The 12,134-nt window shown below is 66.1% G+C and carries 12 protein-coding genes; 6 read left to right on the forward strand and 6 right to left on the reverse strand.

Features of this window, described 5'->3' with window-relative positions; translation table 11 throughout:
• The first annotated feature begins 26 nt into the window (after positions 1–26).
• From MK313_RS01235 to MK313_RS01250, 4 genes are all read left to right on the forward strand, one after another.
• Positions 27–506 (forward strand): DUF3429 domain-containing protein, encoded by a 480-nt coding sequence (locus tag MK313_RS01235; protein WP_287779724.1) that lies wholly within the window; start codon positions 27–29, stop codon positions 504–506.
• 96 nt (positions 507–602) lie between these two features.
• Entirely contained in the window at positions 603–899 is a 297-nt protein-coding gene (locus MK313_RS01240; protein WP_040707490.1) for a YciI family protein, read from the forward strand.
• A gap of 6 nt (positions 900–905) precedes the next feature.
• Positions 906–2,873 carry an acetoacetate--CoA ligase gene (locus tag MK313_RS01245; RefSeq protein WP_287779729.1) on the forward strand — a complete coding sequence of 656 codons (1,968 nt, stop codon included), beginning with the start codon at positions 906–908 and terminating at the stop codon, positions 2,871–2,873.
• A gap of 311 nt (positions 2,874–3,184) precedes the next feature.
• Entirely contained in the window at positions 3,185–4,120 is a 936-nt protein-coding gene (locus MK313_RS01250) for a diguanylate cyclase (protein ID WP_183077952.1), read from the forward strand.
• Between the two features lie 6 nt (positions 4,121–4,126).
• On the opposite strand, the gene MK313_RS01255 is transcribed toward MK313_RS01250, so the two are convergent.
• The gene (locus MK313_RS01255) at positions 4,127–4,324 is read right to left on the reverse strand and encodes a succinate dehydrogenase assembly factor 4 (protein ID WP_008944903.1); all 198 of its coding nucleotides are present in this window, start codon (positions 4,322–4,324) and stop codon (positions 4,127–4,129) included.
• Between the two features lie 130 nt (positions 4,325–4,454).
• Between MK313_RS01255 and htpX the strand changes: the two genes are divergently transcribed.
• On the forward strand, positions 4,455–5,321 hold the full coding sequence (gene htpX / locus MK313_RS01260; RefSeq protein WP_287779736.1) for a zinc metalloprotease HtpX: 867 nt from the start codon (positions 4,455–4,457) through the stop codon (positions 5,319–5,321).
• Between the two features lie 22 nt (positions 5,322–5,343).
• Here htpX and MK313_RS01265 read toward each other — a convergent pair whose 3' ends face one another.
• Complete coding sequence (locus MK313_RS01265) at positions 5,344–6,561, reverse strand: DUF2336 domain-containing protein (protein WP_287779739.1); 1,218 nt, start codon at positions 6,559–6,561, stop codon at positions 5,344–5,346.
• A gap of 155 nt (positions 6,562–6,716) precedes the next feature.
• On the opposite strand from MK313_RS01265, the gene MK313_RS01270 reads away from it, so the two are divergent.
• Complete coding sequence (locus MK313_RS01270) at positions 6,717–7,100, forward strand: c-type cytochrome (RefSeq protein ID WP_008944906.1); 384 nt, start codon at positions 6,717–6,719, stop codon at positions 7,098–7,100.
• Between the two features lie 234 nt (positions 7,101–7,334).
• Here the strand turns inward: MK313_RS01270 and MK313_RS01275 are convergent, their stop codons facing one another.
• From MK313_RS01275 to MK313_RS01290, 4 genes are all read right to left on the reverse strand, one after another.
• Positions 7,335–8,036, reverse strand: coding sequence for an ABC transporter ATP-binding protein (locus tag MK313_RS01275; protein WP_287779823.1), 702 nt, complete (start codon positions 8,034–8,036; stop codon positions 7,335–7,337).
• Positions 8,036–8,803, reverse strand: coding sequence for an ABC transporter ATP-binding protein (locus tag MK313_RS01280; RefSeq protein WP_287779742.1), 768 nt, complete (start codon positions 8,801–8,803; stop codon positions 8,036–8,038). The genes MK313_RS01275 and MK313_RS01280 overlap by 1 nt, the downstream gene beginning before the upstream one ends.
• Entirely contained in the window at positions 8,800–10,671 is a 1,872-nt protein-coding gene (locus tag MK313_RS01285; RefSeq protein ID WP_121220020.1) for an ABC transporter permease, read from the reverse strand. Before MK313_RS01285 ends, MK313_RS01280 begins: the two co-directional genes overlap by 4 nt.
• A 229-nt stretch (positions 10,672–10,900) precedes the next feature.
• A complete protein-coding gene (locus MK313_RS01290) occupies positions 10,901–12,115 on the reverse strand; it encodes an ABC transporter substrate-binding protein (protein WP_287779744.1) in 1,215 nt (404 codons plus the stop codon).
• Positions 12,116–12,134: the final 19 nt, after the last annotated feature.

Below are 12,134 nucleotides of genomic sequence, written 5' to 3' on the forward strand. Positions count from 1 at the left end.
GGGCGGTCTCGCCTATCTTCCCTGCCATGACAACCGAACCCTCTGCCGCTCCGCCGCTTCGCGCCCGCCTGTCCGATGTGCCGCTGCCCGCCCTGGTGCTGGGGCTGGGCGGGCTGATCCCGTTCCTCGCCGGGGCGGTTGCCGTCTGGCTGTTCGAGCCAATGGCGGCGCGGGTCGCGCAGGACATGCAGGTCGCCTACGCCACGGTCATCCTCTCCTTCCTGGGGGCGGTTCATTGGGGCGCGGCGCTCAGCCGGCCTGACGGCGCGCGCAGCTGGGGCTGGATGGGCTGGTCGGTGACGCCGGCGCTGCTCGCCTGGTTCTCCGTCATGATGGCCCCGGAAAGCGCGCTGATGGCGCTGATGGCCTGCTACCTCGCCGCCTTCGCGGTGGACATGCAGGCGGTGAAGAAGGGGCTGCTGCCGCTGTTGTATCTCAGCCTGCGCCGGGTGCTGACGACCGGCGCCTTCCTCTGCCTCGGCGCCACATTACTCAGGCTGGGCTAGGGGCTGGGCTGACCTTGCCTTGACGCGCCCCCGCGCGCTATTACCGATGGAAAGCCCGGCGAACGGGATATCGGGGATGCAACACGGGAGGCGGAGATGCAGTTTCTGGTCATTGCCTATGACGGCACCGACGATCTGGCGCTGGCGCGGCGCCTGGCGGTACGCGAGAAGCATCTGGAAGGCTGGTACAAGCTGGTTGCCGACGGGCACGGCATCACCGGCGGCGCCATCCTCGACGAGGAAGGCAAGATGATCGGCTCCTCCGCACTGCTGGAGTTCCCCGACCGCGCCGCCTTCGACAACTGGCTGAAGAACGATCCCTATGTCACCGGCGATGTCTGGCGCGACATCACCGTGCACCCCTTCCGCGTCGCGCCCACCACCAAGAGCTGAGCGACCATGACCGATACTCCCCCCTCCGAAACGCCCCTGTGGCAGCCCTCGGCCGACCGCATCGCGCAGGCGAACGTCACCTGCTTCATGGCCGCGCTGGAGAAACGCCACGGCGTGAAGGCCGGGGATTTCCAGGGGTTGTGGCGCTGGTCGGTGGAGAACAGCGCGGAATTCTGGGACCTGATCTGGGATTATTGCGGCGTGATCGGCGAGAAGGGCGGGCGCATCCTGATCGACGAGGACAGGATGCCCGGCGCGCAGTTCTTCCCCGATGCGAAGCTGAATTTCGCCGAGAATCTGCTGCGCAAGAATGACGACAGCGACGCCATCGTGTTCTGGGGCGAGGACAAGGTGAAGCGCCGCCTGTCCTGGCGCGACCTCAACGAAGCCGTCTCCCGGCTGGCGCAGGCGCTGAAGGCGGAGGGTGTCGGCCAGGGCGACAGGGTGGCGGCCTATATGCCGAACCTGCCGGAAACCGTGATCGCCATGCTGGCAGCCAGCTCGCTGGGGGCGACCTTTACCAGCGCCTCGCCCGATTTCGGCGTGCAGGGCGTGCTGGACCGGTTCGGCCAGACCGAGCCGAAGGTGCTGATCGCGGTCGAGGGCTATCACTATAATGGCAAGGTGATCGACTGCCTGGCGAAGCTGCGCGAGGTCGCCGCGCAGTTGCCGACGGTAAAGCGTGTCGTCGTCGTGCCCTATGCCCGCGAGGCGATGGACCTGAGCGGCATCGACCGTGCCACCCCTTATGCCGACTATGTCGCGCCCTATCAGCCGAAAGCGCTGGAGTTCGTGCGGGTGCCGTTCAACCACCCGCTCTACATCCTCTATTCATCGGGCACCACGGGGGTGCCGAAATGCATCATGCATGGCACCGGCGGCACGCTGCTGCAGCACCTGAAGGAATTGCAGCTGCACAGCGACGTGAAGCCGGGCGACCGCGTCTTCTACTTCACCACCTGCGGCTGGATGATGTGGAACTGGCTGGTCAGCGCGCTGGCCTGCGAGGCGACGCTGCTGCTCTATGACGGATCGCCCTTCTACCCCGACGCCCGCATCCTGTTCGACTATGCCGATGCCGAGGGCATGACGCTGTTCGGCACGAGCGCGAAATATATCGACGCGGTGCTGAAGAGCGGCCTCGTCCCGCGCGAGACGCATTCGCTGAAGAGCGTGCGGGCGATGACCTCAACCGGCTCGCCGCTCTCGCCGGAAGGCTTCGACTTCGTCTATGCCGGCATCAAGCCGGATATCTGCCTGTCCTCGATCTCCGGCGGCACCGACATCGTGTCCTGCTTCGTGCTGGGCAACCCCATCGGCCCGGTCTGGCGCGGCGAGATCCAGACCCGCGGCCTCGGCATGGCGGTCGATGTGTTCGACGATGAGGGCCAGCCGGTGCGCGAACAGAAGGGCGAGCTGGTCTGCACCAAGCCCTTCCCCTGTATGCCCATCGGCTTCTGGAACGATCCCGATGGCGCGAAATACCGCGCCGCCTATTTCGAGAGCTTCCCGAACATCTGGTGCCATGGCGATTTCGTCGAGCTGACGAAGCATGACGGCATGATCATCTATGGCCGCTCCGACGCCACGCTGAACCCTGGCGGGGTGCGCATCGGCACGGCGGAAATCTACCGCCAGGTGGAAAAGCTGCCGGAAGTGCTGGAGAGCATCGTCATCGGCCAGGACTGGGACAGCGATGTGCGCGTCGTGCTGTTCGTGCGGCTGCGCGACGGGGTGACGCTGGATGAGGGGCTGGAAAAGCGCATTCGCCAGCAAATCCGTTCGGGCGCCACGCCGCGCCATGTACCAGCAAAGATCGTGCAGGTCGCCGACATCCCGCGCACCAAGAGCGGCAAGATCGTCGAGCTGGCGGTGCGCAACGTGGTGCATGGCCGGCCCATCAAGAATATCGAGGCGCTGGCCAACCCGGAGGCGCTGGAGCTCTACCGCGACCGCCCGGAACTGGCGGACTAGCGGGAGCCGCTTTAAGCCGTTCCCTGTTTCACTGACCGTCGGTTCTCACAGACCGTCACGTTCTCTCGGGCCGTCACATTCTCTCGGACCGTCCCCCCCGCATTTATTGCGGGGGTCCAGGCTTCCCTTTGCTGGATCATCGGCCGAGCAGGCTGAACCCTGGATTCCCGCAATAAGTGCGGGAATGACATTCTTGAGTAAATACCGGCGCATTCCAGCACCCGTCTTTCCTAGGGCAATACCTCCCCGGTTGCCGATTATGCCGGCAAGCCAATATGATAGGGGAACCGGAGCCCTGGACGGGACAGCGGATGGCAGCGAGCGAACAGCGATACGGGCAGATGCGGGGGGGCAAGGAGCCCTCTGAGCCACTGACCCAGGAAGACATCGTCCGCCAGCTCGACGCCGCGATCCTGGAACATCTGGACTGGATGCTGCGCTGGAACCGCTCCGCCGTGTGCAAGGTGCAGCCTGCCGGCGACATCACCTCCGAACACGCGCATTTCCTGTGCGGCTTCGGCAACTGGTACGATCTGCATCAGCATGATCCGCTGGTCGCCCAGCCCGCCTTCGAGGCGCTGGCGCTGGCACATCGCGACCTGCACCGCAACGCCGCATGGCTGGCCGCGCGCGCCTGGAAGGACGCGAAGATCCCGGTCGAGGAATATGACGTGCTGGTGGAGAAGGTGACGCGCTTCACCGATCTGGCGCGCAAGCTGCTGAAGGCGTTCCAGAAGGTCGCCTCCGACCTCGACCCGCTGACCGGGGCGCACACCCGCCAGACCATGACCAAGGAGCTGATGCGCGAGCGCGAGCGGTCCTTGCGCAGCGGCAAGCCCTGCATGGTGGCGATGGGCGATCTCGACCATTTCAAGAAGGTTAATGACACTTACGGCCACCAGGCCGGCGACATGGTGCTGCGGCTGGTTGCCGCCGCCTTCCTGGAGGCGCTGCGCCCCTATGACCGGCTGTACCGCTATGGCGGCGAGGAGTTCCTGTTCTGCCTGCCGGATGTCTCGGCGGAGGAAGCGAAGCAGGCGCTGGAGCGGCTGCGCCGCCGCATTGAGGAGATGCAGGTGCCGATCGGCGGCGGCCGCACGATCCACGTCACCTGCTCCTTCGGCATTGCCGCCCTGTCCGGCGACAGCTCCGTGAAGACCGCGACGCAGCGCGCCGACGCGGCGCTCTATGCGGCGAAGGAAGCCGGCCGCAACCGGGTCATCGCCTGGACGCCCGATATCGGCTGAAGCCGGTCAGAAATCCGTCACCCGGCCCTTGAAGGCCCAGTCGCCATAGCGCGTCGGCTCCGGCCCGGCCGGCCCGCCAATCTCCTTCGGCATGTCCTCAGGCTTGGGGGCCGTCTTGGCGGCTGCGGGCGGTACCTTGCCGCTCTCCAGCTTGCGCTCGCGGAAGGCCGGCTTGGGGGTCTGGTCAGGCTTGTTCTCGGTCATTTCCTTTATATGGCGCACGGACCGGCAGCCGCCAAGTCTTGAAGCATCCGCCTGCGCTGCGCATTTATCATCGGCTTCAGATGTATTCCCGCAATCGGGCGGGATCGGTTGAAAGGACGGGTTTCCGACGATGGGTTTCACGCGCACCGCGATCTTGATGGCCGGGCTGACCGCGCTGTTCCTCGGCATCGGCTTCATGCTGGGCGGCGAGGGCGGCATGCTGATCGCGCTTGCCTTCGCGGCGGCGACCAACCTGTTCGCTTACTGGAATTCCGACAAGATGGTGCTGCGCATGTACGGAGCCCGCGAGGCGACGCGGGAAAGCCAGCCCTGGCTGTTCGACATCGTCGCCCGCATGGCGGAGCGTGCCGGCCTGCCGATGCCGCGCGTCTATATCATCGAGACCGACCAGCCCAACGCCTTCGCCACGGGTCGCAACCCGGAGAACGCCGCCGTCGCCGTGACCACCGGCCTGATGCGCGTGCTGTCGCCGGAGGAGGTCGCGGGTGTGCTGGCGCATGAGCTGGCGCATGTGAAGAGCCGCGACACGCTGATCATGACGGTGACCGCCACGGTCGCCGGTGCGGTGTCCATGCTGGCCAATTTCGCGCTGTTCTTCGGCAACAACCGCAACAACCCGCTAGGCATCGTCGGCACCATTCTGGTGATGGTGCTGGCGCCGATGGCCGCGATGCTGGTGCAGATGGCGATCAGCCGCTCGCGCGAATACGAGGCCGACCGGGTTGGCGCGGAAATCTGCGGCCGCCCGCTGTGGCTGGCCTCGGCCTTGCGCAAGATCGAGCAGGCGGCGCAGGTGATCGACAACAACCCGGCCGAGAGCAACCCCGCGACCGCGCACATGTTCATCATCAACCCGCTGCACGCGCATGCGGTGGACGGGCTGTTCACCACCCATCCGAAGACGGCGGAGCGTATCCGCCGGCTGGAGGAAATGGCCGGGCAGAAGCTGGCGGCCGCTGCCGGCCCCTGGGGCTGATTTTAAGGGCTGAGTTAGTGGCTCAGCAGGCGATAGCCTGCGGCCCCTGCAACCGGTCGATCTTGCGGATCAGGTAATCGACATCCGCCTGGTCGAGGATATTGTCCGGGTTTTCATCCACCGCCGTCAGCACGCGCTCGATCATCCGCACGGCATAGCGCTCGCGGTCGCGATCCAGCCCGTCGAACTGCGTCTCGTCGGCGACCTCCACCGCGGTCTGCAGCACGACGGCAAGCCGAGCCGGAAAATCCGCCTTCTTCAGCAGCGAGGCAAGGCCGCGCCGGCCGGCATCATGCACCAGCAGCCGCGCATTCTCGCGCGGGATGCCGGCGATGACCGCCAGCGAGGATTCCAGGAAATCGATATCGCCCAGCACCGCCGCCCGCAGGATCAGCGATTCGGTGAGCCGGCCATTCTTGTGCAGCTGCTTCGCCAGCGCTTCGACCGCCAGGGTGGAACGCGCGCCGCGCAGCAGCGACATGGTCGCCCGCTCGCGGCTTTCCAGCACAAGGTCGGTCGCCATGTCGGGCGACAGGGCGTGATGCGTCACCAGCCGCTCGCGCAGCCGCTCGGACACCAGATTGACCAGCCGCTCGGCGATGGTCACCGGCAGCACCGGCCGGCTGACCAGCCCTTCCTTCACGGTCTCGCTGTTCGGGAAGGCGGCAAGCGCCCGCTCCATCGCGCGGTCACTCAGATCGGCGCCGGGATTGGACACCACGGTCGCCACCACGGCCTCGTTGCCGCTATCCACCAGCGCGTCGGCGACGCTGCCCGGCACATGCTCGCGCTTGGCGATCGACAGCAGCTTCGCGGTGTCGCTATCGCGCACCAGCATCAGCAAATCGGCCTCGGTCAGCACCGAGGCGCTTTCTAGGATCGGACCGGCGACTTCGGCCTCGTCGCTGGCCAGGATCATCGCCAGATCGTGCGGCAGGTCGGGCAGCGATTTCACGCTGGCGGCCAAGGCGGCGCGCACCCGCTGCTCGGCATCGCGCGCGAACATCTGGAACAGCGCCATCACCGCCTCGCGCTCGGCGGGCGACATCTCGCTCTCGGCATAGGTGGCGGCGAGCTTCTGGACAGTCGCCTGCCGGCTCTCGCCGGAACGGTCGGCGGCCAGCCGCGCCACATCCTGGGCGCTGAGGCCGTGGCCCGCGGATTCCTTGGCTTTAGGGCTCTCGCCCTTCGGGTCGCCGGATTTCGTCACCTTGTCCCTCACCCCGTCGCGGAATGACATAAAATTTACATCATTATGCGCTTAATCATGCATTCCATGCAATCCAGCGAATCTGACCTGCGACCAACAGTCCGGTTGCCGCGCGGCCTGCAACAACTAGAATTAGTCTGCGTATGTGCCCTAAACACATGCCCGTACAAATGGGAGAACACAGAATGCTGATGAGGAAGCTAAGCCTGCCGGTCGTTGCCGCCGCGCTCGCCACCGTCATTTTTGCCCCCCAGGTTCAGGCCGGGGATGCCGCGGCCGGGCAGAAGGTCTTCAACAAGTGCCGCGCCTGCCACGTGGCGGACAAGGAGACCAACCGGGTCGGCCCGCATCTGGTCGGCATCATCGGCCGCAAGACCGCCAGCGTCGATGGTTTCAAGTACTCCGATGGCATGAAGGCGGCCGGTGAGAAGGGCCTCGTCTGGACCGAGGAGAATTTCACCAAGTACATGAAGGACCCGAAGGATTTCGTGCCGGGCAACCGCATGGCCTTCGTCGGTCTGAAGAGCGACAAGGAAATCGAAGACCTGATCGCCTTCCTGAAGAAGTAGTCTGTACGACAGCACGTTAATGCGCGTTTCCCTCGCCCCGGAAGGGGAGAGGGATGCGAACGCTTACGAACGTAAGTGAGTTAGCGGAAGCCGGGTGAGGGGAGATTTGGTGCTACCCTTGTGCATGTCCCCCTCACCCAGCTTCGCCTAGCCTCGGCTTCGCCTCGCCAAGGCTGCGCAACCCTCTCCCCCAAGGGGGCGAGGGAATCACCAGAAAGCAATTATAGAAATCCCTCACACCGACAGATAGGCTTGGCGGGCGTCCTCGTCCGCCATCAGCTCGTCCATGGTGCCGGAAAAGCGGATGCCGCCCTTCTCGATGATGGTCGCGCGGTCGGCGACCAGCTTCGCGAAATGCAGGTTCTGCTCCGACAGGATGAGCGTCAGCCCTTCCGCCTTCAGCGCCTTCAGCGTGACGGCCATCTGCTCCACGATCTTCGGCGCCAGCCCCTCGGACGGTTCGTCCAGCAGCACCAAAGAGGGGTTGCCCATCAGCGTGCGTGCGATGGTCAGCATCTGCTGTTCGCCGCCGCTCATCTGCCCGCCCGGCCGGCGCCGCATCTCCGCCAGGTTAGGGAACAGCGCATAGAGCTTCTCAGGCGTCCATTCCGGCACGCCGGGCCGCGCCGGCTGACGCCCGACCTCCAGATTCTCCTCGACCGTCAGCTCGGTGAAGACACGGCGTTCCTCCGGCACATAGCCGAGGCCCAGCCGGACGATCTCGTGCGGCGGCCGTCCCGCCACATCCGTTTCCTCGAAACGGATGCTGCCCGATGTCGGCGGCACCAGCCCGACGATGGATTTCATGGTGGTGGACTTGCCGGCCCCGTTGCGGCCGAGCAGCGCCAGCACCTCGCCGCGCGCCACCGTCAGCGCCACATCGGCCAGGATATGGGCGCGGCCATAATGCGCGTTCAGCCCTTCGACGGTCAGCATCACGAAGCCTCTCCCGCGAACATGGCGCCGCTGCCGAGATAGGTTTCCTGCACCAGCGGATTGTCGCGCACCGCCGCCGGCGTGCCCTCGGCCAGCAGCCGGCCCCGGTTCAGCACCAGCACCCGGTCGGCATGGCCGAACACCACATCCATGTCATGCTCGGTGAACAGCACGGAGATGCCGCGCTGCTTCACAATGCTGGCGGTCAGCTCCATCAGCCCGACGCGCTCACGCGGGGCCATGCCGGCGGTCGGCTCGTCCATCAGCAGCAGCTTCGGCGCATTCGCCAGCGCCACCGCCAGCTCCACGCGCTTCAGGTCACCATAGGCCAGTACGCCGCAGGCGCGTTCCGCCTGCTCCGCCATGCCGACGAGGGCGAGCAGTTCCATTGCCTCTTCCCGGTACTGGCGGCCGGCATCGGCGAACAGTGACAGCAGGCGGTTATGGTGCGACAGCAGCGCCATCTGCACATTCTCGCGCACGCTCATCGAGCCGAAGGTGGCGGTGATCTGGAAGGTGCGGCCGACGCCCAGCCGCCAGATGCGGCGCGGCGCCATGCCGGCAATGTCACGGCCCAGCAGCCGGATGGTGCCGGCATTGGGCTTCAGCTGGCCCATCAGCATGTTGAAGCAGGTGGTCTTGCCGGCGCCGTTCGGGCCGATCAGCGCCAGCAGCTCCCCGGTATCCAGCGTGAAGGACACATCGCTGACGGCGTGAATGCCGCCGAAGGATTTGGCGAGGCCCGCAACCTCAAGCACCCGGCTCATGCCGCATCCTCCCGGTCCATGAAGCGATGGCGCACGAAGCCGGCGATGCCCTGCGGGAAGGCGACCACCAGCCCGACGATGACGAGGCCCAGCAGGATGCGCCAGTAATTGGTCAGGCTCACCAGCTCGGTCTTGATGGCGGTGAAGCTGACCGCGCCGACAATCGGCCCGGCCAGCGTCTGCACGCCGCCCAGCAGCACCATGACCAGCGCATCGACCGACAGCGGGATCGCCATCAGGTCGGGCGAGACGCTGCCCTTCAGGAAGGCGAACAGCCCGCCGGCGATGCCGGCGAACAGCCCGGCCAGGGTGAAGCCGAACCAGCGCATGCGGCGCACATCGATGCCGATGGCATCCGCGCGCAGCGGCGAATCACGGCCGGCCCGCAGCGCATAGCCGAAGGGCGAGAAGGCGATGCGCCTGAGCGCCAGCAGCGCCAGCACCACGACGATGGCGGCAAAGCCATAGAACGCCGCCGCCGATGAGGCCCAGGAGGACGGCCAGATGCCCAGCATGCCATTGTCGCCGCCGGTAACATCCAGCCACTGGAAGGCGACCGCCCAGGCAATCTGCGCGAAGGCCAGCGTCAGCATGGCGAGATAGACGCCCGACAGCCGCACGCAGAACCAGCCGAACAGCAGCGCCCCCAGCGCGCCTCCGACCGGCGCCATGAACAGGGCGGCCTCCATCGGCCAGGCGAAATGCTTCACCATCAGCGCTGCTCCATAGGCGCCGAGGCCGAAATAGGCGGCATGGCCGAAGGAGATGACGCCGCCGATCCCCATCAGGAAATGCAAGGACGCGGCGAACAGCGCGAAGATCAGGATTTCCGTGGCGATGGTCAGCGCGTAATTGCCCGCCATGCCGGGCAACGCCACCAGCAGGGCCAGCACCGCGAGGCCAAACCATTTCAGCGAAGCGGGTGCCGGCAGCAGCGGCGGTTCCACCGCGCCATGCGCGGCATGCAGTGTTTCCCGCCGGCCCAGCAGCCCCCAGGGCCGCACCACCAGCACCACCGCCATGACGGCGAAGATCAGCACCAGCTCGACCTGCCAGAACTGGATGCCCAGCACGCTCATATCCGCATTGGCGACGGCGAAGACGCGGATCAGCGCGATCAGCAGCGCCGCGAGGTAAGCGCCCAGGATCGAGCCCATGCCGCCGACCACCGTGACCACGAACACCTCGGCGATGATGCCCAGATCCATGGTCAGGCTGGCATTGCCCTTGGGCAGCTGGATCGCCCCGCCCAGCCCGGCCAGCGCCGTGCCCAGGAAGAACACGCCGGTCAGCAGCCATTTCTGGTTCACGCCCAGCGCTGCCACCATCTGCCTGTCCTGCGTGGCGGCGCGCACCAGGATGCCGAAGCGGGTGCGGTGGAACAGCAGCCACAGCCCGGCCAGTACCAGCGGCGCGAAGGCGATCAGGAAGAGATCATATTCCGGCAGGCGCTGCACGCCGAACGGCACGGCCCCGGTCAGCCCGGGTGCACGCGGGCCCAGCAGGTCTTCCGCGCCCCAGATATAGAGCGCGATATCCTGCACGATCAGCACCACGCCGAAGGTGGCGAGCAACTGGAACAGCTCCGGCGCGTGGTAGATGCGGCGCAGGATGGTCATCTCCATCGCCACGCCGATCAGCCCGACGGCGATGGCGGCCAGTAGCACCCCGCTCCAGAAGGCGAGCACGCCGCCGCCCATCCCCTCGATCAGCGTCCAGGCGATATAGGCGCCCAGCATGTAGAAGCTGCCATGGGCGAAATTCACGATCCGGGTAACGCCAAAGATGATGGTCAGCCCGCAGGCGACCAGAAACAAGGCAGAGGCGCTGGCAAGCCCGGTCAGCAACTGGGCGATGAACAGTTCCAAGGGCGGGGTTCCCTACTTCTCCCCTCTCCCCCAAGACTTACGCCCAGGGCGGGAGAGGGTTGACGAGGCTTGGCGAGGAACGAGCCTAGCCGAGGCTGGGTGAGGGGTAACCTTATCGACACAAGCCCCCTCACCCGGTTCGCTATCGCTCACCACCCTCTCCCGCGAGGGGAGAGGGTGGGCAGGGCGGTTAGCCATCCCAGCGAGGGAAAAGGCCTACGATAAAAGCTTACTCCTTCGCACGGAGCTTCTTCACCACCTCGTCGGGCGGCAGATAGTCCTCGCCCTTGCCGAAGCGCCAGTCGACCATGCGCGGCATGCCGTCCTTCACGGTCAGCGTGCCGACATAGGCGCCCATGGTGCTCTGGTTGTCGATGGCGCGGTAGGTGATCGGCCCCAGCGGCGTGCCGTGCTGCAGATCGGCGAAGGCCTCGACGACCTTCTCCGTCTCGGTCGTGCCGGCCTTCTCCATCGCCGCCTTCACCGAATACAGCGCGGCATAGCCGACCACCGAGCCGAGGCGCGGATAGTCGTTGAACTTCTTCTGGAAGGCCTCGCGGAACTTCACATGCTCCGGCGTCTCGATGGCGTACCAGGGATAGCCGGTGACCAGCCAGCCCTCCGGTGCCTCATCCTTCAGCGGGTCGATCCAGTCCGGCTCGCCGCCCAGCATGCTGGCCACGGTGCGCTTCTCCCACAGGCCGCGCACCTTGCCCTCGCGCACGAACTTCAGCAGGTCGCCGCCAAAGGTCACGTTGAAGATGGCGTCCGGATTGGCCGCCGCCAGCGCCTGCACGGCGGCGCCGGCATCGATCTTGCCCAGCGCCGGCCACTGCTCGGCGACGAACTCCACATCCGGCTTCTTCGCCTTCAGCAGCTCCTTGAAGGCGGCGACGGCGGACTGGCCATATTCATAGTTCGGCGCGATGGTCGCCCACTTCTTCGCCGGCAGCTTCGCCGCCTCCTCCGCCAGCAGCGCGGCCTGCACATAGGTGCCGGGGCGCAGCCGGAAGGTGTAGCGGTTGCCCTTCTGCCAGGCGATCGAGTCGGACAGCGGCTCGGCGGCGATGAAGATCACCTTCTTCTGCTTGGCGAAGTCGGACACGGCAAGGCCGACATGCGACAGCAGCGTGCCGAACAACAGGGTGGCGCCCTCGCGGCTGACCAGCTCGTTCGCCACGGTCACCGCGTCGGCCGGCTTGGCGCCATCATCGCGGCTGACCACCGTAACCTGTTTGCCGAGAATGCCACCGGACGCGTTGATCTCCTCCAGCGCCAGCTCCCAGCCCTGCTTGTAGGGGATCGTGAAGGAAGCGAAGCCGGTATAGGAATTCATATCGCCCAGCACGATCTTGTCGGCGGCGACAGCCGACCCGTTAGCCGCCAGCGCGGCGGTCATACCGGCGGCGAGTGCCAGGCCGGAAAAGCGTCTGCGTGTCATCATCGTCGGTCCCCCAAACAAA

The organism is Oceanibaculum sp. (assembly GCF_022449305.1).
In the GTDB taxonomy this organism is placed as follows: Bacteria; Pseudomonadota; Alphaproteobacteria; order Oceanibaculales; family Oceanibaculaceae; genus Oceanibaculum; species Oceanibaculum indicum.

What these genes read in the sequence shown, in the direction of transcription:
- MK313_RS01250 (WP_183077952.1), top strand. Translation starts at nt 3,185, where the DNA reads ATGGCAGCGAGCGAACAGCGATACGGGCAGATGCGGGGGGGCAAGGAG.
- MK313_RS01245 (WP_287779729.1), top strand. Translation starts at nt 906, where the DNA reads ATGACCGATACTCCCCCCTCCGAAACGCCCCTGTGGCAGCCCTCGGCC.
- MK313_RS01235 (WP_287779724.1), top strand. Translation starts at nt 27, where the DNA reads ATGACAACCGAACCCTCTGCCGCTCCGCCGCTTCGCGCCCGCCTGTCC.
- MK313_RS01240 (WP_040707490.1), top strand. Translation starts at nt 603, where the DNA reads ATGCAGTTTCTGGTCATTGCCTATGACGGCACCGACGATCTGGCGCTG.
- MK313_RS01290 (WP_287779744.1), bottom strand. Translation starts at nt 12,115, where the DNA reads ATGATGACACGCAGACGCTTTTCCGGCCTGGCACTCGCCGCCGGTATG.
- MK313_RS01280 (WP_287779742.1), bottom strand. Translation starts at nt 8,803, where the DNA reads ATGAGCCGGGTGCTTGAGGTTGCGGGCCTCGCCAAATCCTTCGGCGGC.
- MK313_RS01275 (WP_287779823.1), bottom strand. Translation starts at nt 8,036, where the DNA reads ATGCTGACCGTCGAAGGGCTGAACGCGCATTATGGCCGCGCCCATATC.
- MK313_RS01270 (WP_008944906.1), top strand. Translation starts at nt 6,717, where the DNA reads ATGCTGATGAGGAAGCTAAGCCTGCCGGTCGTTGCCGCCGCGCTCGCC.
- htpX (WP_287779736.1), top strand. Translation starts at nt 4,455, where the DNA reads ATGGGTTTCACGCGCACCGCGATCTTGATGGCCGGGCTGACCGCGCTG.
- MK313_RS01255 (WP_008944903.1), bottom strand. Translation starts at nt 4,324, where the DNA reads ATGACCGAGAACAAGCCTGACCAGACCCCCAAGCCGGCCTTCCGCGAG.
- MK313_RS01265 (WP_287779739.1), bottom strand. Translation starts at nt 6,561, where the DNA reads ATGTCATTCCGCGACGGGGTGAGGGACAAGGTGACGAAATCCGGCGAC.